General features: G+C 58.3%; 15 protein-coding genes. 5 read left to right on the top strand and 10 right to left on the bottom strand.

What is annotated here, in order from left to right; all coding sequences use genetic code 11:
- Positions 1-81: 81 nt before the first annotated feature.
- From AD930_RS07255 to truB, 4 genes are all read right to left on the bottom strand, one after another.
- Positions 82-1,500 carry an NAD(P)H-dependent flavin oxidoreductase gene (locus AD930_RS07255; protein WP_043549308.1) on the bottom strand — a complete coding sequence of 473 codons (1,419 nt, stop codon included), beginning with the start codon at positions 1,498-1,500 and terminating at the stop codon, positions 82-84.
- 35 nt (positions 1,501-1,535) lie between these two features.
- Positions 1,536-3,686 (bottom strand): polyribonucleotide nucleotidyltransferase, encoded by a 2,151-nt coding sequence (gene pnp / locus AD930_RS07250; protein WP_061502679.1) that lies wholly within the window; start codon positions 3,684-3,686, stop codon positions 1,536-1,538.
- Between the two features lie 306 nt (positions 3,687-3,992).
- Positions 3,993-4,262, bottom strand: coding sequence for a 30S ribosomal protein S15 (gene rpsO, locus AD930_RS07245; protein ID WP_043549310.1), 270 nt, complete (start codon positions 4,260-4,262; stop codon positions 3,993-3,995).
- Between the two features lie 24 nt (positions 4,263-4,286).
- Positions 4,287-5,204: a tRNA pseudouridine(55) synthase TruB gene (gene truB, locus AD930_RS07240; RefSeq protein WP_043549312.1), complete on the bottom strand. Its 918-nt coding sequence runs from the start codon at positions 5,202-5,204 to the stop codon at positions 4,287-4,289.
- Between truB and AD930_RS07235 the strand changes: the two genes are divergently transcribed.
- Genes AD930_RS07235 through AD930_RS07215 form a run of 5 tightly spaced genes read left to right on the top strand, consistent with a single transcriptional unit; the run spans position 5,203 to position 8,928 of the window.
- Complete coding sequence (locus AD930_RS07235) at positions 5,203-5,406, top strand: hypothetical protein (RefSeq protein ID WP_061505670.1); 204 nt, start codon at positions 5,203-5,205, stop codon at positions 5,404-5,406. The two genes, truB and AD930_RS07235, sit on opposite strands and share 2 nt — an antisense overlap.
- Positions 5,407-5,420: 14 nt before the next feature.
- Entirely contained in the window at positions 5,421-6,590 is a 1,170-nt protein-coding gene (locus AD930_RS07230) for an ABC transporter permease (RefSeq protein WP_061505695.1), read from the top strand.
- 2 nt (positions 6,591-6,592) lie between these two features.
- Positions 6,593-7,375, top strand: coding sequence for an ABC transporter ATP-binding protein (locus AD930_RS07225; protein ID WP_061490434.1), 783 nt, complete (start codon positions 6,593-6,595; stop codon positions 7,373-7,375).
- Positions 7,376-7,381: 6 nt separating this feature from the next.
- A complete protein-coding gene (locus AD930_RS07220; protein WP_043549316.1) occupies positions 7,382-8,338 on the top strand; it encodes an MlaD family protein in 957 nt (318 codons plus the stop codon).
- Complete coding sequence (locus AD930_RS07215; protein ID WP_061505669.1) at positions 8,335-8,928, top strand: PqiC family protein; 594 nt, start codon at positions 8,335-8,337, stop codon at positions 8,926-8,928. The genes AD930_RS07220 and AD930_RS07215 overlap by 4 nt, the downstream gene beginning before the upstream one ends.
- 24 nt (positions 8,929-8,952) lie before the next feature.
- Here AD930_RS07215 and AD930_RS07210 read toward each other — a convergent pair whose 3' ends face one another.
- From AD930_RS07210 to AD930_RS07185, 6 genes are all read right to left on the bottom strand, one after another.
- Positions 8,953-10,548: a glycosyltransferase family 4 protein gene (locus AD930_RS07210; protein ID WP_082781747.1), complete on the bottom strand. Its 1,596-nt coding sequence runs from the start codon at positions 10,546-10,548 to the stop codon at positions 8,953-8,955.
- 74 nt (positions 10,549-10,622) lie between these two features.
- Positions 10,623-11,873 (bottom strand): hypothetical protein, encoded by a 1,251-nt coding sequence (locus AD930_RS07205; protein ID WP_061505668.1) that lies wholly within the window; start codon positions 11,871-11,873, stop codon positions 10,623-10,625.
- A gap of 86 nt (positions 11,874-11,959) precedes the next feature.
- Positions 11,960-15,058, bottom strand: a complete 3,099-nt coding sequence (locus tag AD930_RS07200) for a glycosyltransferase (protein WP_244150520.1) — start codon at positions 15,056-15,058, stop codon at positions 11,960-11,962.
- 49 nt (positions 15,059-15,107) lie between these two features.
- Entirely contained in the window at positions 15,108-16,895 is a 1,788-nt protein-coding gene (locus AD930_RS07195) for a tetratricopeptide repeat protein (protein ID WP_061505666.1), read from the bottom strand.
- Positions 16,896-16,938: 43 nt separating this feature from the next.
- Positions 16,939-18,393 (bottom strand): HlyD family type I secretion periplasmic adaptor subunit, encoded by a 1,455-nt coding sequence (locus tag AD930_RS07190; RefSeq protein ID WP_061505665.1) that lies wholly within the window; start codon positions 18,391-18,393, stop codon positions 16,939-16,941.
- Positions 18,394-18,396: 3 nt separating this feature from the next.
- On the bottom strand, positions 18,397-20,652 hold the full coding sequence (locus AD930_RS07185) for a peptidase domain-containing ABC transporter (RefSeq protein ID WP_082781746.1): 2,256 nt from the start codon (positions 20,650-20,652) through the stop codon (positions 18,397-18,399).
- Between the last annotated feature and the right edge of the window lie 72 nt (positions 20,653-20,724).

Here is a 20,724-nt window from a genome sequence, read left to right as displayed (position 1 = left end):
AAATCCAAAGACAAAAAAGGCCCGTCAGAGTGTGTCTCTGACGGGCCTTTTTGTAAGCACTCGGGACCGGGAAAACGGGATTTAACGCCCGCTCATAATCCGTTCGATCAGCTGTGCCACCGTCGGCACAAAGCCGTTGGCGTAGAACGGGTCTGTTGCAAAGCGCCACGCATTGGTGCCGCCAAACATCAGATTATGGTCCAGAACATCTGCCGCATCCGGCCCGCTGGCATGTGCCGCAGCCTGAAGCGTTTTCTGAATACAGAAGGACCGCGGGTCCGCCTTGTGCCCGTTGCTGTAATCCGGCGCGCGCTGGCTCCAGTTGGAGAACTTGCACTCGGACAGACAGCCCATGCACGCAACCTGATCCGCAATGATTTCCCGCGCCCGGTCCGGCGTTACAAAAATCAGCGTGGAATCCGGGGTACGCATGGCTTCCGTAAAGCCCTGAGCCTCCCAGCCGTGAATGCGCTGGAGATCTTCCTCCGTCACAAACACTTCGCGCTTACGCGCGCCCACGCCATAAGACGCGGTATGGGCACCCAGTGCTTCCGGTGAGAACGCCACCTGCCGCTCTGAACGCCCGCGCAGTTCCTGCAGGAAGCTGTTGTTCACGGCAGAGGAGTAAAAGCCGGTCGGGGAGAAACGGTTGAGGTAGACGTCACCCTTTTTCAGGGTGAGCAGCCGGTCTTTCCACGCCTGCGGGATCGGGCTTTCCTGCGTCAGCAGCGGACGCGTGCCGAACTGGAACACAATCGGCCCCAGTTCCGGGTTCCCAATCCAGTCTTCCCATTCTTCCAGACACCAGACGCCACCCGCCATGATAATGGGGGTTTCATCCAGCCCGAAGCTGCGCATGAGTTTGCGCAGAGCCGCCACGCGGGGGTACGGGTCTTCCGGCTGTAGTGGGTTTTCCGTGTTGGACAGGCCGTTATGACCGCCAGCCCGCCACGGATCTTCATACACCACACCGCCCAGCAGGTCGGACGTCTTGCTGTAGGCGCGCTTCCACAGAGCATTGAACGCCCGTGCGGAAGAGACGATGGGGTAATAGTAAACCCCATATTCTACAGCAATGTCAGAAAGCCGGTACGGCATACCCGCGCCACAGGTCACACCCTGAATAAGGCCTTTGGCCCCATCCAGAACGCCTCTGATCACGCGTTCCGCAGACCCCATTTCCCACAGAATATTGGCGTGGATACGCCCACGGCCACCCGCGATGTCATGCGCAATCTGAGCCTGCGCAATGCCGCCACGAATGGCGTAGTCCACCAGCTCTTCATGCCGGTCCCGACGGGTCCGGCCGTGATAGATCTGCGGGACCGGGTTTCCGGCTGCATCGTAACTGTCCGCATTAACAATGGAGACCGTACCGGCCCCGCCCGCTGCAGCCCAAGCCCCGGCTGAAACGCCTGTTGAAACGGAAACCCCCTTGCCGCCTTCTACCAGCGGCAGGACGTCCACGCCCCCCATGCGAACTGCGTTGATCGCCTTCATATCTGTCCTATCGTGTTGTCTGGCAAGCGCCGATCTTATTCAGCATCCCGACGCGGAGCCCGCGCAGGCTTGGCGCCCACGGTTTCCGTGATGTCAGCACCGGTTTCCTGGTCAACAACGCGCATGGACAGCTTAACTTTGCCGCGGTCGTCAAACCCGATCACTTTCACCTTCACTTCGTCACCCTGCTTGACAACGTCAGTCGTCTTGCCAACGCGACCCTGCGTGAGTTCGGAAATGTGAACCAGACCGTCACGTGCGCCCATGAAGTTCACGAACGCGCCGAAGTCAGCCGTTTTAACAACCTTACCGTTGTAAACGCGGCCCAGTTCCGGCTCAGCCACAATGCCGTTGATGCGATCAATGGCTTTCTGGGCCTGATCGTCAGACATTGCAGCGATGGTGATGGTGCCATCATCTCCGATATCGACCTTCGCACCGGAGTATTCAACAATCTCACGAATAACTTTACCGCCAGAGCCGATCACATCGCGGATTTTTTCGCGCGGCACGGTCAGGGTGGTGATTTTCGGAGCTGTGGAGGACACGTCTGTGCGGCCTTCCGTCAGCGCCTTGCTCATTTCACCCAGAATGTGCAGGCGGCCATTGCGGGCCTGACCCAGAGCGATCTTCATGATTTCCGGCGTGATGGACGTAATCTTGATGTCCATCTGCAGAGCGGTCACGCCCTGTTCGGTGCCAGCGACCTTGAAGTCCATGTCGCCGAGGTGATCTTCATCACCCAGAATGTCGGACAGAACGGCGAAGTCTTCGCCTTCCTTGATCAGACCCATGGCAATACCGGCCACCGGGCGCTTCAGCGGCACACCAGCGTCCATCAGAGCCAGAGAGGACCCGCAGACGGTCGCCATGGAGGAAGAGCCGTTGCTTTCCGTGATTTCAGACACCACGCGCAGCGTATACGGGAATTCCTGACGGCTGGGCAGCAGCGGGTGGATAGCGCGCCATGCCAGCTTGCCATGCCCGATTTCACGACGGCCCGGGGAGCCAATACGACCGCACTCACCCACAGAGAAGGGAGGGAAGTTGTAGTGCAGCATGAAGTTGGTGCGATATTCGCCCTGCAGCGCATCAATCACCTGCTCATCCTGCCCGGTGCCCAGCGTGGTCACAACCAGCGCCTGCGTTTCACCACGCGTGAACAGGGAAGAGCCATGTGCACGCGGCAGAATGCCGACTTCAGACACAATCGGACGCACCGTGACCAGATCACGCCCGTCGATACGCATGCCGGTCTTCAGCACAGACGTACGAACCACGTCGGCTTCCAGATCCTTCAGCATCGGCTTGGCGGCGTCCACGTCCAGCTCTTCTTCAGCCAGCTTGGCCAGAATCGCTTCCTTGGCGGCACCGATCTTTTCGTAACGTGCCTGCTTCTTCTTTTCCTTGTACGCGTCAGCAATCAGCTTGCGACCCACTTTGTCGATGCGGGTGCGGAGCTTCTGCGCTTCCTTGGAGACTTCCGGCAGATCCCACGGTGCTTTTGCAGCGTGTTCAGCCAGAGAGATGATGGCTTCGATCACCGGCTGGAAGGCAGCATGACCAAAGGTCACGGCATCCAGCATCACGTCTTCAGACAGTTCAGACGCTTCGGATTCGACCATCAGCACGCCTTCTTCCGTGCCGGCGACGACCAGATCCAGATCAGCTTCAGCCATCTGCTCAAGGGTCGGGTTCAGGATGAACGCACCGTCCTTAAAGCCAACGCGCGCAGCGCCAACCGGGCCGAAGAAGGGAATGCCGGACAGCGTCAGGGCTGCGGAACAGCCGATCAGAGCCGGGATGGACGGATCATTTTCCATATCGTGCGTCAGCACGGTAGCAATGACCTGCACCTCGTTGCGGAACCCTTCCGGGAACAGCGGACGCAGCGGGCGGTCGATCAGACGAGATACGAGGGTTTCGTTCTCGGACGGACGGCCTTCGCGCTTGAAGAAGCCACCGGGGATTTTACCCGCAGCGTAGGCTTTTTCCTGATAGTTGACGGTCAGCGGAAAGAAATCCTGACCCGGCTTGACTGATTTTGCACCGACAGCGGTACACAGCACAACGGTCTCACCATAGGTGACAACCACGGCACCATCGGCCTGGCGAGCAATCTTGCCCGTTTCCAGCACCAGCGGACGACCGCCCCATTCGATTTCTTTACGGTAGTAATTGAACATACAGTTCTGCCTTACATTTTACTCAAGGCCACACGAACAGGCGGGGGGAGAACCGAAGGAGCGGACAGCGCCTCGGACGGCATGGTGACTGGTGGCAAAACCACCCAGGCGCCATGTGGTCGGAAACGCCGTGGCCCGCCGGGATCATGATCCCGCACTCAGACCTGTGGCCATTATTATTCAGACGCGAGGACCAGCATGGCCTCCGCGCGCAGGACTATCATCACACAATAGCCCGAAAAAGGGAAAGGGTGCGGCTTGCGGCATCACCCGGCAACCGCACCCTTCACGCCTTCAACTCTGGTCTTAGCGACGCAGGCCGAGACGACCGATCAGCGTTTCGTAGCGGCTCTGGCTCTTACGACGCAGGTAGTCGAGCAGGCTGCGACGACGACCAACGAGGATCAGCAGACCACGGCGCGAATGGAAATCCTTCGCGTGGGTCTTCAGGTGCTCGGTCAGGTTAACAATGCGCTCGGTCAGAATTGCGACCTGAACTTCCGGTGACCCCGTGTCTGTGGGGGTCGTCTGGTATTCACTGATAACTGCCGTGCGGCGTTCTGCGGTAATCGACATCACTGTCTCCGTACAAAGAAGGTTCTAGAGAATCCGCACAGGACGCAGGAAGCCGTCTTCACGACGGCAAAGGCCCAGTACGCGCCCCCCTTCCATGGCCCGGATGGGTGCGTCCTCATTATCAATCTGAGGGAGACGATCCATCAGATCGACAAGGCTGAGCGCCTGTCCGTGCAACAAGGACACTGCTTCGTCTTTGGTCAGGGCCACCGCCGGGATGTCGGCCAGCGCGGTCGAGACCGGACGCAGCAGCTCCGGTGAGGCATGGGGGTTGTCGTCGTTTAGGACAATTTTGTCCAGAACAATCGCATCAGCCTCTGTAAAAGGCCCCACGCGCAGGCGGCGCAGCGCGGTTATATGGCCCACAGTGCCGCAGGCCAGCGCCACATCACGCGCCAGCGCGCGCATGTACACGCCCTTGCCGGATTCGACCTCAAAGATCGCGGTATCCGCATCGGGGCGTTCAATAAGCTCAAACCGGTCCACCCGCGCAGGGCGGGGCGGCAGTTCCGGCGCACGGCCTTCACGCGCCATGTCATAGGACCGCTCCCCGGCCACCTTCAGTGCGGAGAACACGGGCGGCACCTGCATGATATCCCCCGTCAGAGCGGGGAGAGCGGCGCGCAGCTCATCATCGGTCGGGCGCACGTCAGACACTTCCGTCACGTTGCCATCGGCATCGTCACTATCCCGCGCTTCCCCCAGTTTGAGCGTAAAGCGGTAGATTTTGGTGCCGTCCATAATGTACGGCACAGTTTTGGTGGCCGCGCCAAAGGCCAGCGGCAAAAGGCCGGTCGCCAGCGGGTCCAGCGTGCCGCCGTGCCCGACTTTCTGCGCATCAAAAATCCGTTTGGCCCGACCCACCATCTGGGTGGATGTCACACCGGAAGGCTTGTCGATCACCAGCCAGCCATCCAGCGGGCGGCCGCGTCTGCGTCGCATGAAGAACTCCCGTCGTAAAATTCAGAAAACCGGCCAGAACACCGGTAAAGCATGGCTGCATCTAGCGGACCCGCTGCCCCGCCGCAATGGCTGGCCCGCTGCGCCCCGGGCCGCCTTATACCACACCCGTGTAAGCTCTTCCCTGAGAACATGGCCGCCACACCCCCGGGCAGGGCTGGTCAGCCCGGAGACCGTACCCTAATGTCGCCACACATCATGACTGATCCTCACCCCCACGCAGCCCCTCCGCATCCAGCGCAAACGCCTGAAAAACCTGTCTGGACGCTGGAAGGGGACTCCTCTGCCCCCCGCCTTGTGCTGCGGGGCTCGTGGAGCGTGCAGGATGGCGGCATGGCCCCCTTCCCGCCTGACGGGCTGACACAGGCGCAGAGCCACGGTACCCTGACATTCGACAGTCAGGGCGTGAGCGGGTGGGATTCCGCCTTCATTGCGTTCCTGTGGGATGTGAAGCAGGCCGCAAGCCATGCCGGGTTGCAGTTTGACCCCTACGGCCTGCCCGCTTCCGCCCAGCGCCTGCTGGCCCTGCTGCCGGACGCCCCTGCCCCCAATAAGGCAGCAGACCGCAAGAAACCTCCCCTGCTGGAGCGCGTGGGCGATAAAAGCCTCAATGTGCTGAATGAAACCGGCACAGTGACGGAACTGGCGCTGGAGACCGCACAGGGTGCGTGCAAAACCCTGACGGGCAAAAGCGGGATGCGCCTGAAGGATCTGGCCACCGATATCTGGAACGCCGGCCCCTCCGCCCTGCTGATTGTGGGCGTGGTGAATTTTCTGGTGGGCGCCATTCTGGCGTTTGTCGGGCTGGTGGAACTGCGGCGTTTTGCAGCGGAAATCTATGTCGCCAATCTGGTGGGCATTGCCTGCGCGCGAGAAATTTCCGCCATCATGACCGCCATTGTCATGGCCGGGCGCACCGGCGGCGCTTATGCCGCGCGTATTTCCACCATGCTGGGGAATGAGGAAATTGACGCCCTGCAGGTGTTTGGCATTCCGGTATCCAGCTACATCCTGCTGCCTTCCATTCTCTCCCTCGGGTTGATGATGCCGCTGCTGTATATCTACGGCACGCTCATTGCGATTTTCGGCGGGTTTGTCGTGTCCGTCAGCATGATGGACATCTCTCCCCTCGGCTATCTGAACACCACCTTTGAGGGTGTTTCCCTGACGGAATTTGTGTTCGGCTTCGTCAAATCCTTCTTCTTCGCCAGCTTTATTGCGCTGGCCGCCTGCCGGGTAGGCCTGCGCGCCGGGCGGAGTGCGGCGGATGTGGGGATTGCCGCAACACGGGCCGTGGTGATTGGCATTGTGGGCGTCATCGCCATGGATGCCATCTTCGCCGTCATGGCCACCGTGCTGGGGATCTGAACATGAACGCAGCAGACACCATTATCTCCGTGCGGGATCTGGGCCTGTCCTTTGGCCCCAAGGTCATCCAGCAGAATGTCTCGTTCGACCTTAAACGCGGTTCGATCTTTGCCGTCATGGGCGGCTCCGGCTGCGGGAAAAGCACTCTGCTGAAAAGCATGATCGGCCTTTTGCGCCCCACTGCCGGGCAGATTCTGGTCGGGCAGGAAGATTACTGGGCGCAGAACGACAAGCGCCGCACGGAAATCAACCATCGCTTTGGCGTGCTGTTCCAGAGTGCAGCCCTGTGGAGCTCCATGACGGTGGGCGAAAATGTCGCCCTGCCCATGGAAATGTTCACGCCCCTGCCGCCGGATGTCATTCGCCGTCTGGTGGAACTCAAGCTGGGCTTTGTGGGCATGGAACAGGCGATTGACCTGATGCCCTCTGAAATTTCCGGCGGCATGCGCAAACGGGCAGGCCTTGCCCGCGCTATTGCTCTGGACCCGGATATTCTGTTTTTTGACGAGCCCTCCGCCGGGCTCGACCCCATTACCTCCGCCCGGCTGGATGATCTGATCCTGACCCTGCGGGACGGGCTGGGGGCGACTATTGTGATTGTCAGCCACGAACTGCCAAGCCTGTTCGCCATTGCAGATGACGGCATTTTTCTGGATGCCAAAACCCACACACCCATTGCACGCGGGGCCCCCCGAGATTTGCGGGACCACTGCACCATTCCGGAAGTAATGGCTTTTATGAACCGTCAGGCGGAGATTTCCCCGACGGATGAGACGAAGGGCTGAACGTTCATGGCTGAAAGCACAAACCGTAAAACCCTGATCGGAGCATTTGTTCTGGGTGGTGGCGCGCTGGCGCTGGCCGTGATCATGCTGTTTGGGCACATGCGCTTCTTCGCGCCCTCGCGCGAGGCTGTGGTGGTGTTCCAGAACTCCATTACCGGTCTGGCTGTGGGAGCGCCTGTCAATTTCCGGGGTGTTAAGGTGGGATCTGTCAAAAGCATCACCCTGCGTTTTGACCCACTGGACCGCAAAGCCTACATCCCGGTTGAGCTCACGCTGGAGCCCGACCAGATCCATATCGTGCGCGACGTGCCGGGCGGCACCAAGGTCAGCATGCAGGAGATGATTGCCAACGGCCTGCGGGCGGAACTCAATCTGCAGAGCTTTGTAACCGGTCAGTCCAATATCGAGCTGGATTTTGACAAATCCACGCCCGCCATTCTGCATCCGCGCATTACGGGTGATCTGGAAATTCCCGCCCGCCTGTCCACCATGGAAAAGCTGAAAGACACGCTGAGCGACCTGCCGGTAAAGGACATTGCCAGCCACGCCGATGCGACGCTCCTGTCCATCAGGACGCTGAGCGACAAGATGAACACGGACCTGCCGCCGCTGATTGCCAGTGTGAAAGTCACCACGGACCGCTCGCATGACACCGTTCAGGCCGCGACCGACGCTATTCGGGACCTTCAGGCCAAGCTGGATGTCACGCTGCTGAAAATGGACAAGCTGCTGCAAACCAGCACGGAGCAGCTGACCAACCGGGGTGCGGATGTGCATACCACTCTGGTCTCCGCCACCAAAACGCTGGATACGCTCCAGACCATTCTTTCCCCGCGTTCCATTGACCGCGCCAATCTGGACGCCGCCCTGCGCGATATTGCCGCGGCTGCGGCCTCTCTGCGCGGGTTCTCCAGCGATGTTGAACGCAACCCGCAACTCCTGCTGATGGGACGCCGTCCATGATGCTCACCCTGCGTCGCCTTTCCTGCATGGCCCTGCTTTCCGGCTGCGCGCTGCTGACCTCCTGCGCCTCCCCGCCGCTGCGGCTTTACACGCTGGGGATGCCATCTGATCAGGACGCACGGCAGCCGCATCTGTCCGCCCGCGCCACCACGGTTGAAATCAGCCGCACGGTCATTCCGGATTATCTGGATTCGCAGGATATCGTGCTGCGGAACGGCGAAGAAATTGTGCGCAGCCCCAAATCCCGCTGGGCCACGCGGCTGTCTCTGGGCATTACGGATCTGATTACCAACCAGATTGCCGTCTCCCACCCCAATGAGCTGATTACCGACCAACCGCTGGCCGATGCCGCAACGCTGCGTGTGCAGGTGAATATTTCGCGTCTGGATGTGGATGCCAATGGCTCAGCCGTAATGGACGCCAACTGGGCTGTGCTACCACAGGACCCGAACAAACCGCTGATCCGTGACCGGGTGCATCTGTCTGAAACCGGGGATGTCAGCACTGACGCCGCCATCGCCGCGCTGATGCGCAAGATGATTATCGAGCTGGCCAACCATGTGAACCAGTCGGTCCCGCCTCACGCCTGAACAGGCTGAGGGAGACCCGGTGGATCAGGAGGAAACCAGATCCGCCTTTTTCTTGCGGCCACCGGTGCGCACTGCACGGGCAGGAGCTACTTTAGCGGGCTTTGATGCACGCTGTTCTGTTGGACTGATACGCTCAGCGGCTCGTTTACTGACACGGGTCGCTTTGGTCTGTGCAGGAACTGACTTTTTCGCATCAGCGCCTTTTATGGAAGCCACTTTGCGGGCCTCAGGCTGCCGTGCTTTTGCCGCAGGCCGACCAGCCTTTTTAACCGGTGCAGACTCCACCACCTTAGCGGCAGCGACTTTGGCCTTACTGCTTGCCTTACGGGAGGCGGCTTTGGCTTTACGGGGCGGTTTGCTCTGAACAGCCGCAGCCTGCTGCACAGAGGCAGGCTTATGCGCCGCAATCAGTCTGGCAATCAGCTCTTCATACTCTGCCAGATAGGCCTTCATGCACAGCGTCTGCTCGGCCTCAGCCCGCGCTGCCTGCCGCATTTTTTTCGCGGTGCGCGTGTCGTTCAGCAGTTCCAAAACACCCTCGGCAATCCGGTCCGGCTCCGTAAACGGCACCAGACGCCCGGTCACGCCATCTTCAAGAAATTCTTCAACCGGTGCCGTCGCGCTGCCCACAATGGCGCACCCGGCCGCCATGGCTTCACGCAGAGACCAGGAGGCGACAAACGGATAGGTCAGATAGACATGTGTATCGGACCGCTGGAGCAGACGCAGAAAGTCCTCATAGGCAACCTTGCCCACAAAATGGACACGCGAAAGATCAAGCTGCCCGGCCAGTTCTGCCAGCATCTTCTCCCGCCATGTGCCAGACGGCAGGCGTGCGCCGTAGCTGACGCCATCCCCCCCGACCATGATCACGCGGGCATCAGGCTGTTCCTTAAGGATGCGCGGCAAGGCCCGCATGAAAACATGGAAGCCGCGATACGGCTCCAGATCCCGCGAGACATACGTAATCAGCTTCTCTTTAGGAGAAACATGCACGTCCTTGATGCTAAATTTCCGGCGATGCGCCGTGGGGTCCGGGCAGCACAGGTCCAGATCCACCCCTTCCCGCAGCACAGTAATTTTGTCCTGCGCCCAGTCTGGATACGCACCCTTCTGGAATTCCGTGGGGGTTTGCCCGTAACCGGGTGACGTCAGCGCCTGCAGGTTGATGGCATTCTTGGCCCGCACCAGCGGCATCATGGCGGGATTTACGGGGAATTCCGGGTCAAACCCGATATCGAAGCCCGGCCCCGTATGATAGTAGAATTCAAAATAGCCCAGCACCGGCGCGTCGGGGAACACGTCCTGAATATTCAGCAGTTCACCCCAGCCATGATGGCCGATGATGATATCGGGCTCAAACCCAAGCGTTTTAAGCGTGGTAGCCGCTTTTGCCACAGCATCCGCCCGCACCAGCCCGAGGTCGAATTCCCGTGCACCCGGATGGGTCTGCTCGGTGGCATGCCGGGGCATACGGTAAATAACGCGGCGGACCCCGGGAATGAGATTAGCGTTATCTTCGCTGATAAAAACAATATCGTGGCCACCGACCTGAACCAGATGACGCACGATATGGAGGTACTGTCCGGGGAAGTTCTGGTGAATAAAAAGATACTTCAAGGGATTACCTGTATTGTTATGCCACCACTTTCCCGGACAGGCCCGGTTTTTTCAAACCAGGCCCAGGGAGACTTTTAACGCCGGGACGTCGGTTTACGTCCACGACCACGGCCGGACGGGGCCGTCTTGGCCGGTGCTGCTTTGAGCGCAGCGGCGGCTTTCCGGGGCCGCCCAACTGGCTTTGCCGGTGCACGCTCAGAAGCCGCAGCTTTAGCGGACCGCCCCTTGCCTGCCGGACGACCACCACGCGGCGCACGCGCAGGCTTAGCCGGGGGCAGCTCTTCTTCTATAAACAGTTCAAATTCTTCAGAGTCGTCTGCCTCGGCTTCCAGTTCTTCAAGCTCTTCGAGAACTTCAGCTTCTTCAATTTCCTCTTCCAGAAGGGCTGCCAGATCTGCGGCGGCTTCTGCTTCAGCAGCGGCATTCCGGCCCTTGCCACCACGACGCCCTTTGCCCCGGCCGCCTTCTTCACGCGGGAGAATTTCCAGCAGGAAGGCTTCCAGCGGGGCAAGGCTTGCGGTCTCAATCGGCTCACCCGTATCGACCGGGCCTACGCGGGTGCCATCGGTAAAGGTTGCCGTCACACGGCAGATGTATTTCTTGGCGGCTTTGCCTTTGAGGCGAATGCACAGGCCAAGAATAGGCAGCGCCATGCCGCGGCTACCGCAATATTTGCCGCCTTCAACCCACGGAGACAGCCAGCCTTTTCCAAGAACAGCCTGATATTCAATGTCATCAGCGCCAATCATCTCAGACGACGCAACACCAAAGCCTTCAATCCACGCATGGCTGCCGGGTTTACCCATCCATTCGCCAACGCGGGACATCACATCCCCACGTCGCTGAATATGAGCACCGATTTCTGCTGCAGACGAATTAGAAGCAGCGGAAGCCGGAGAGGGCTGAACCGGGGCGGCCGCCGGAGCCTGAGCAGGCGGGGCCACAGGGGCATGCTGCGCAACCGGGCCGGCATTGGCGTTGTGGCTCAGCTGCACAACCTGCAGACGCGGGGCATCATGCGGGGAGCCAAGTTCCTGATAGACGGTGACCAGCACCTGAGCCGGCCCCTGCTGCACACGGATCAGCGCTGCGCCATTCTGGCCACCCAGCCAGCCATCCTCATCAAACGTCACGATGCTGATGTTGCCCTCATCCCGCACCGGCGGCTGGGAAAGACGCACACCGGGCAGACCGGCTGCCGTTGGCGGCTGCTGCCCCGGTGCCAGAAACACGCAGAACAGGCCCGTCTGGAGCGTCATCAGATGGCCCGATACCTTGAGATCAGAAATCCGCTGGGGAGCAGGCGCCTGGGTAGTCTGTGACATTCAATTTCTTCCATCGTGACGATACAGATAAACTGTAAATCAAAAAATCATGGGCCGGTAAAGAAAAGGTTATTAGACAGACACTTTCAGGCCCTCAACGCACCGCTGCGTCCGAGCTGGAGCAATACGTCATTCAGACCTTCTTCTAAAAGATCTGTCTCCAGGAGAATACCCTGTTTTGTTGCCCGAATACGCTCTGCTGGAGCGCCAAGATCAAAAGCGACCACCTTCAGACCCGCTTTCCAGGCCAGCCCCAGCGTAAAACACCAGGTCTCCGGCCAGACAGACGGCAAAAACGCATAGTCCGCCTGCAAGGAGGCAATCAGCGGAACAGCTTCATCCTCCTGATATTCCCCAGTGATAAAAACGTGACCGGTTCGCACCAGAGTCTCATCATCCGGTGTGTGACCAACAATCACAAATTCGAGCGGCAGGGCGCGCAGAGCGGCATCCCGCGCTGCAGCCAGCAATACATCATACCCCTTCTCTTTCCCGATCCCGCCAATGACACATACCCGGATGCGCTCACCCCGGCCTGCCCCCATGACGGCCACACCGGGAACGCGCTCTTCCGGCACAGGCAACGCAGCCAGCTGAAGAGATTCACCCTCTGCACACAGAACGGCATCATCTTCCAGCCGGTGCACATGGCAGGTCAGGCCGGGATACTGCTTCTGCATGCGCTTGGCGGTATCGTGTGAGGGCGCGTAAACATTCTGCGCTGTTTTTAAAAATTTAGCAGCTCGTGTGCGATAAAACTCAACAGGGACGTCTTCTTCAACCTTCCGGCCCAGCAGGGCAATACAGGTTTCACACCCGGCAACGTCTGGCTCGCCACAATACCGATCGTTCAGCCCCATCAGAGAAATTCTCTGACAAAACCACATATAATCGTGAATATGGACAGTATAGGGGCAGTCCAGAGCGTCAGGCAGGTCATAAAGCATCGGAGCATGGCCGGCCATATGATGCACCTCCACGCCCTCTGCGCCTTCGGCCTTTAAAAGACGGGTGAGTAATGTCCATTCTTCAGGCAACTGGAAGCGCAGTGAGGCGTACGTGTGGGCATCAGCCCTCCCGTCTTCCAGCAGGCAACCGCCACCGGTGGGGCGCAGGACAAGGGGGCGTAGTCCTTCACAAGACAGGGCTTTCACCCGCTCACCCACTACACGCTCAACCCCGCCACCATAATCATGCGTGACCAGAACGGTAGCCCGTCGCTTCCGGTTTTTCGGCGCTGACGTAGCGCTCTGGGGCGCATTGGCCCGGAAGCGCACAAGGTCAAACCGACGGCGGGCCTTAAACAACGGATCTTTCTCAATCCATGCGGCAATCATCTCATGATAACCGGGATGCAGGCGGTTCAGGATCGCCTCGTTGCGCCGCATTAACCCGGTGCGTGTTCCCCCGAACGAGGCTGAGCCAACATGGGCCACATACGCGCCCAGAGCGGCCTGATGCCGCCACCCCAAGGCGCGGGCGCGCATGCAAAAATCGTTTTCTTCACCGTAACCTTGCGCAAAAACATCGTCTCGCAGCACTCCGGTCTGCACCAGACAATCATGCCGGATATACATGCAGAAGCCATTGGCCGTCGGGATTTCTGCCGCCTGCCCTGCATTAGCTGCCTGCGCCTGCGCCATAAAATCCTGCGTTTGCGCAAGGTCCGGCACAGGGTTTTTCTTGTCCGGTGAGGGATAAGACAAAATACTGGCGTCATTGGAAAAGGGTGTGACGGTGCCAGTCTCTTCCGACGCATAGGCAATGCGCCGCAGCTCTTCCACCCAGCCTTCCGCCACCAGTGTATCGCTGTTCAGCAGAATAACATCGTGCCCGGCCACTGCCCTCAAACCGGTATTCACCGCTGACGGAAAGCCGCAGTTCCGTGCATGTGTCAGAATACGGAAGCCAGCCTGTGCGGCCAGAGCCTCCACCGCCAGAACAAGATCCGGGTCGGGTGCCGCATCATTGACGATGACGACTGGGATTTTGCGAGCAGAGATGGTCTGCCTGACCGATTCAAGGCAAGCCAGCGTGCGCGCTTTATCCCGATAGATGGGAATGACAATCGCCACTTCCGCCTGCCGGCCAGAGACCTGCGGCGTTGCTGTGACCTCATCCTGCACGGGAACAGAGACAAAACCCGGAAAATCCTGACCTGTTTTGACCTTTTTCTTTTTCTCAACAGAGAACGTTTGGGCCAAAGCCTGCACGATTTGTCTGGCGGAACGCCGTTCCAGCCCGACATCCAGCGGGCTCCCGGCAAGATCCCGCCCATCTGGCCCCACCACCCGCACAGGGCCATCCGGCAATGCTTCTGCCGGAAAGGCCAAAGCACGATAACGGGCCAGAGGCACATCGGAATTGACAGAATTACTGAGAGCCTCTGCTTTTATCGTGTGAAGAGTTTTCCCGGTGCGCACATCCTGTATCTGCACCACAGGAACACGATCCGCATCATGCGGCAGCCAGACCCAGCCACTCAGCCCATCCGGCCCCGCTTCCACCAGCCCCTCACTCCGCGCAAGAGCATGAGGCTGGATAGGATTACCCACCAGAAACGGTAAATCCATAAGGCGAACGTCCAGAGACCGGGCCAGCTTCCATCCGGACGGGCAAAGCCAGCCCGCTTTTTTACGCGCCACTTTTACGGGCTGACCATCCAGCCACACAACCGGTGTTTGTTTGGCAACAGCACCACCCAGAACAAGCGTGCCATCGCCCTGCAAGCCGCACCATCCTGCAAGGCCATTCAGATGCGTGATTTTATCAGCCAGTTTTGCACTATCGGGTGTGCAGGCAAATTGAGACAAAACCCGCCCCAGCGCAGAAACAGCCGCGCCACCGTTGCCGAGCGCCTGCTGAAATGTCGCCAGAAGAACCCAGCCTTCACGAAAATCAAAGCGCTCCAGCAGAGCATTCAGAAGATCAATGGCACCGGCAACATCCCCGACGGCCTGACGCGCCAACACGAGTGCGAGCATGACATGCGGGTTATCCCGCGCCTGCCTGTTGGCACGCTCCAGCCAGTTCCACGCTTCGGCGTCGCGGCCTGCTAGCCAAGCGTCATTCCCCTTCTGAAAGGTCTCCTGCGCCCGTGCACTGGCCCACTCCCGCCGTGCGTCCCGGTCTTCCTGAGTAACAAAACCAGAGAGCGCACCCTGTGTCTTATCTGACTGCGCCATCAGCAGCCCCGCTCTCTGCTCACCACTCGGTACTCCTTATGACAGAGTATCAGCTGTCTGCTGGCAGAGGGGCTGTGCCTCCGGTGCCAATACCAGCCAGCTCTGCACTGGCCTGCGCCAGATTTTTTGCTTCTGCTTTCCGGTACCACACGCGCGCCTGTTCCAGATCCTTTTCACCACCCAGACCATTGGCATAGTACCGCGCAATCATAAGCTGGGCCGCAGGATGATCCTGCTCTGCTGCCTTGAGGAACCATTCGCGCGCCAGCGCCCGGTCTTCCGGCACATCATGACCACCGCCATACAATGCAGCGACGGAAAACATCGCCGAGACCGTCCCATTTTCCGCAGCCTGTTTGTACAGACGTAGTGCCTCCGGATGGTCTTTGGGACCGCCCACCCCGGTCACCAGTAAGTCCGCATAGGTCGTTTCGGCTTCCGCCATACCCGCCTCTGCCGCTTTCTGGATCCATGCGCGACCTTCTACAGGGTTGCGTGTAACGCCACGTCCTTCAAGCAGCATCTTCCCATACCAGTACTGGGCATTAACGACTTTTTCGGCTGCCTTATGCAGCCACTGCAGGGCCTCTTCCTCGTCACGCTCAACCCCGACACCCTGCGCCAGACAGACCCCAAAGTTAAAGGCGGCCAGCATGTCACCTTCTTCGGCGGCATGCTTATAGAACTCCATGAGAGCCCGTCCGTCTTCTTTAGGCGCCTCCCCTTCCAGCACCAGATTGGCCAGATCAGCCGTAGCGTGTTTGTTGCCCTGCTCTGCCGCCAGTTTGAACCAGGAGGCAGCCGCTTCCGGATCTTTCGGAACGCCGACACCCGCCATGTAAATCGCACCAAGCGTGTGGCTTGAAGCCGCATGCCCAAGCTCGGAAGCAAAACGATACCAGGAAATAGCTTCTGCATAGTTGGGGGGCAAATCTATCCCGCGCCCATACCAGTCACCCAAAATGGCCGCCGCCTCGGCATCGCCCGCCAGGGCTGCCTTACGCAGCCAGCTTTCACCGCGATCTCTGTTCCGCTCAATACCTTTGCCCGCCATAAGGGCAATGCCGTATTTTGCCTGCCCACCACGGACATTTTTCTCGGCAGCGCGCCCAAAATAGGCAGTTGCCAAACCATAATCCTGCGGAACACCTGTGCCACGCTCAGTCATCACGCCCATCAGGTAGAGCGCAGTACCTAAGCCACCACTTGCTGCTTTCTGCAGTTTAAGTGCAGCTTGAGCATAGTCCTCGTACGTCTGCGCATCCTTTAGCCCCGCAAGCCCTAGGCCCAAGTAGCCCTGCAAGCACCCAGCATCTGCCGCTTTCTGATACCATTGCAGCGCCTGCGCCTGATTACGAAGATCGTCAGGGCCAGCACTCAGGATGTAACCATACAGAGCCTGCGCATCCATATCCCCGGCGTCCGCAGCTTGCTTCGCCCAGCGAGCAGCCTTGTAATAATCCGGCTGCGGTTTTTCGCGTTTTTTATAATCTTCAAAAACGGAAGAAAGACTCTCCCCTTCTTCAACCTCTTTGGGAAGGCCGTGCAGATACAGCGTTGCCAGAATAAAAGCGGCTCTGCTCCAACCTTTCAGGGCAGCGCGCCGGGTCCAGCGCGCGCCTTCAATCAGGTTAGGCGGAGCGCCTTCCGCATTCAGATAAGCTTGCCCAACCTGATACTGCGCTTCAGGCATACCTTCCCGAGCAAGAACGGTGAAGAGAGCAAAAGCCTTGGCGGCCTCTCCCTTCGCCAGCCAATCCTTAGCTTCGGTCAGTCGGACATCAACCGGTGCGTTAGCACTCCGCTTAAAGAACCGACCAATCAGTTTCTGTAGCATAACACGCTCCTTCCCTGAATCGGCTCAGCCGCCCGTAAACCCCTTAGGGCTCACGCATGCCATCCGTCATCAACGGCATGAAGCTGTTCAGCAGATACTGCATAACCGTCCGCTTACCGACCCGAATATCGGCTGTTACCGGCATACCGGGCTGGGGATGGAAGAAGCTCGGAACACCATGCAATGTGTAACGGTCAACACGCAGACGAACCCGATAAAATTCCTTGCTGCTGCTATCAGGCGTGACCTCATTATCTTGCTGACCACCAGCCGAAGCCCCCCCAACAAAGGAGTCCGCACTAATCGTCCGCACAGTGGCATCTGCCCCACCATATTGCTGGTACGGGAACGTCGCAAATTTAACGAGTGCCTTATCGCCAAGCCGCACAAACCCGGCATCCTTGCCGGACATGACGGTTTCGATTTCCAGCCCTTTGCCAACAGGAACCAGAGTCATCACCTTTTGACCCGCCGTCAGCACCGAGCCGACAGACACTTTGGAGATATTCAGCACAATAGCATCTTCGTCCGCTTTCAGCGTGACGAGACTGTTGTGCAGCACCGCTTTTTGATACGCGCTTTTCGCTTCCGACAAATGGTGCTGCGCTGTAACCAGATCACGGTACGCTTCAGCCTTCCAGTTCTGGATATAGCCTTCTTTCTCAGAAACCTGAGCTGCCAGCTTGTTGCGCACACTCCCAGCCTGCTGCTGTGCTGCAATCTGGGAGCGCTCCACTTCCATCAACTCATTCTGTGCACTGAGGGTGGACAGCTTACTTCCAACCTGATCTTTCTGCAGTTGCATCCGCATTTTATGAACATCCGCAGCCACTTTGGCGCGCGCAGCGTACATGGCGGCACTCGCCTGCGCGCTCTGGATGTCATTTTGCAGGCTGGCAATCTGCTTGTCATAATTACTGACTTTGGCATTAAATTCAGCCTTGCGCCGGACAAACGCTTCAGCCTGCTGAACAGATGCCGAATTTTTGGGATCTACAGCGTAAATCTGGCCCTGCGTCTCTGCAATCAGACGATCAACCTCGGCCTGATACTGCTCACTCTGTGCTTGCATATTCTCAATATCAGCACCAGAGGACGTTGGATCCAGATGGGCCAGAACATCCCCCTTATGAACAAAGTCGCCTTCCTGCACATCAATGGAGCGGACGATTGACGTATCCAGAGGCTGTACCAGCAAGGTCTGTTCTGTGGAGACAAGGCGCCCTTGTGTTGAGACCACGCGGTCTAACGGAAAAACTGTCATCACAGTCACGGATGAAAGAACGAGCGCACCGACAAGCCAAGTAATATACTGCGCTGCAGGGGTTGGCGGCATATTGACCAGAGCTGCCGTAGGGGAGTGGAACTCCAGCAGGGCCGGTGGCATGTCACCCTGTGCATACTGGTCATCCGCCTGACGCAGAAAATCAGGCCCGCTTTCCATGCTCACGTCAGAACCTGTCGTCTGCCCTGAGGGCACAATATCCTGTTCATTCATGGCTTATTCTCCTTCTGCTACCAGAGAAGACGAGCCGGGCTTCGCTTTCCCTTCCGTATGGCGGTTCTGCTGCATCCAGAGTGTGCGATAGATATCACACCGTTCCAGCAGGACATCATGGGGCGCAATGTCCGCTACAGACCCATGATCCATCACACAGATCTGGTCACAATTTACCAGAGACGACAGACGATGCGAGACAATGACCATAGTCCGTCCCTTGCCGATCCGCTCAAGGTTGGCGTTCACCAAAGCTTCACTTTCCGGATCAAGCGCTGATGTGGCTTCATCCAGAATCATTAGCTTAGGATCGGTAATCACAGCACGTGCAATCGCGAGACGCTGACGCTGCCCACCTGAAATATTAGTGGATCCTTCTTCAATAAAAGTCTCATAGCCAGCAGGCATACGTTCAATGAATTCTTCAGCGCCTGCCATACGCGCCGCACGTACGACATCATCAATCGTATAACCAGGACGGCCGGCCGTAATATTCTCCCGGATGGTCCCACGAAATAGGAAGTTATCCTGCAGCACCACACCGAATGACCGCCGCAGATGCGTCAGATTGATTTCACGCAGATCAATTCCATCCAGCTTCAGGTAGCCACTGTAGGAGCGACTAACCCCCTGTAGCAGCCTGGTAATGGTGGATTTCCCGGACCCGCTTCGCCCCACCAGACCGAGCATGGTCCCGGCAGGCACTTCAAAATTGACGTCATTCAGAGCTTTGGAGGTCGAGCCTGGATAGGTAAAATCCACTCCATCAAAGGACAAGGCCCCCTTAATCACAGGCCGCATGCCAGTCGTCAGTGCTTTGGTTTCCGTCGGCTGATTAAGCACAGAAGCTGCTTCACCCAGAGAAGTCATGACTTCATTGAAATCATCCAGAAGCCTTGCAAACCCAACGAGCGGTGAGGCTACCCGGTTACCAAGCATCATGAACGCCACTAATCCACCCACCCCAACAGAGGATGGACTGACCAGCGCCAGATAAGCTCCTATCATGATAATGCCGCGATTGATAAACAGATCCAGCGGCATCACCAAGGTTTGCGGCCAGTTAGACATTCGGCCGACCGCCAGTTTCCAGCGAATTACGAGAGCTGTTGATTCGTCCCAGATCTGCTTGCGCATATTTTCCAACGCCAGCGTCTTCAAGGTCCGAATGCCAGCAACCGTTTCGTAGAGAATAGCGCCTCTCTCACGTTCGGCCCGCATCTGCTCACCCATGACACGCGCAATCGGACCCATAAAGATCACTACGATCAGACCAATACAGCCTGCAGCGGCAACCGTCATCCAGGCAAGGGTAGAGCTCAGATAGAAGAGAAACGGCAGGATTACGACCAGTGTGAAGAGATCCAGGAAGGTCGACATGAGTTTGCCAGTCAGAAAGTCTCGGACCCTGTAAATAGCCATCACACGACCTAGAACATTCCCTGCCTGCTGACGCTCAAAATACTCCAACGGCAAGGAAACCAGACGACTAAACACATGCAGAGAAATACGAGAATCAACACGTGTCGTCAGAACCATGGAGAGTTCGCGCCGCCCATATGACAGCAAAACCTCATAAAGTGAAAAAACAGCAATAATCCCACTGATCGAAATCAGGGTGGACATAGATTTATAATTGACCACACGGTCAATGACCTGCATGACGACGAGAGGCGGAAAAATCTGAAGAATACTGAGCGTCATGGACGCAATAGCGATATCGCGCAGGGACCGCTTTTCACGCAGGACCATCTTGGCCAGCCAGGTCAGGTTGATTGGCGCGTCCGCTTCAGACTGATCCCGACGCCGCTTAATCAGCAAAACATCCCCGGTCCAGATACGGCTCAGGCGCAATTCATCAACCGGAACCGGGGTCGCAGCTTCATCTTTTAATGGGTCCCGCAGCCAGACAACACCCTTACCCGGGTCTGCGCCCACCATGATTGCAGCGGAACCATCCCGAAACAGAAGCACGATCGGCGGCGAATTGGTCATTTTGACCAGATAACGCCATTTGATACGCATCCCCTTGGCGACCGCACCCTGATCTTCCAGCCAGCGCACCAGCGTAGCCGGTGATGGGCTTTCTTCACCGGGCTCTGCCGCAAAATCACGGATATCCAGTTCCAGCCCATGGAAGCGCGCAGCGGCAACAACCGCACGCAGGCGTATAATAGCTGGGCTCAGGCGGGAGGCACTCTCATGGCCTGGTTCAGAAGAAGGGCCAGAAACATCAGGCACATGATCAGTCTGGTTCACGAACAACCCTTTTGGCAAAACCTTAATACGCGGTCCGAATGCCTTAGATCGCCAGCTCCCGGACAAAAGCCC

The organism is Acetobacter malorum (genome assembly GCF_001580615.1).
Lineage (GTDB): Bacteria > Pseudomonadota > Alphaproteobacteria > Acetobacterales > Acetobacteraceae > Acetobacter > Acetobacter malorum.
Note: the sequence above shows the minus strand (reverse complement) of the source record. Positions and strands in the feature narration are given on the sequence as shown.

Excerpts from the sequence above, each read along its gene's own strand:
- pnp (WP_061502679.1), bottom strand. The coding sequence starts at position 3,686 with ATGTTCAATTACTACCGTAAAGAAATCGAATGGGGCGGTCGTCCGCTG.
- truB (WP_043549312.1), bottom strand. The coding sequence starts at position 5,204 with ATGCGACGCAGACGCGGCCGCCCGCTGGATGGCTGGCTGGTGATCGAC.
- AD930_RS07230 (WP_061505695.1), top strand. The coding sequence starts at position 5,421 with ATGACTGATCCTCACCCCCACGCAGCCCCTCCGCATCCAGCGCAAACG.
- AD930_RS07215 (WP_061505669.1), top strand. The coding sequence starts at position 8,335 with ATGATGCTCACCCTGCGTCGCCTTTCCTGCATGGCCCTGCTTTCCGGC.
- rpsO (WP_043549310.1), bottom strand. The coding sequence starts at position 4,262 with ATGTCGATTACCGCAGAACGCCGCACGGCAGTTATCAGTGAATACCAG.
- AD930_RS07190 (WP_061505665.1), bottom strand. The coding sequence starts at position 18,393 with ATGAATGAACAGGATATTGTGCCCTCAGGGCAGACGACAGGTTCTGAC.
- AD930_RS07205 (WP_061505668.1), bottom strand. The coding sequence starts at position 11,873 with ATGTCACAGACTACCCAGGCGCCTGCTCCCCAGCGGATTTCTGATCTC.
- AD930_RS07220 (WP_043549316.1), top strand. The coding sequence starts at position 7,382 with ATGGCTGAAAGCACAAACCGTAAAACCCTGATCGGAGCATTTGTTCTG.
- AD930_RS07255 (WP_043549308.1), bottom strand. The coding sequence starts at position 1,500 with ATGAAGGCGATCAACGCAGTTCGCATGGGGGGCGTGGACGTCCTGCCG.
- AD930_RS07225 (WP_061490434.1), top strand. The coding sequence starts at position 6,593 with ATGAACGCAGCAGACACCATTATCTCCGTGCGGGATCTGGGCCTGTCC.
- AD930_RS07200 (WP_244150520.1), bottom strand. The coding sequence starts at position 15,058 with ATGGCGCAGTCAGATAAGACACAGGGTGCGCTCTCTGGTTTTGTTACT.
- AD930_RS07195 (WP_061505666.1), bottom strand. The coding sequence starts at position 16,895 with ATGCTACAGAAACTGATTGGTCGGTTCTTTAAGCGGAGTGCTAACGCA.
- AD930_RS07235 (WP_061505670.1), top strand. The coding sequence starts at position 5,203 with ATGAAGAACTCCCGTCGTAAAATTCAGAAAACCGGCCAGAACACCGGT.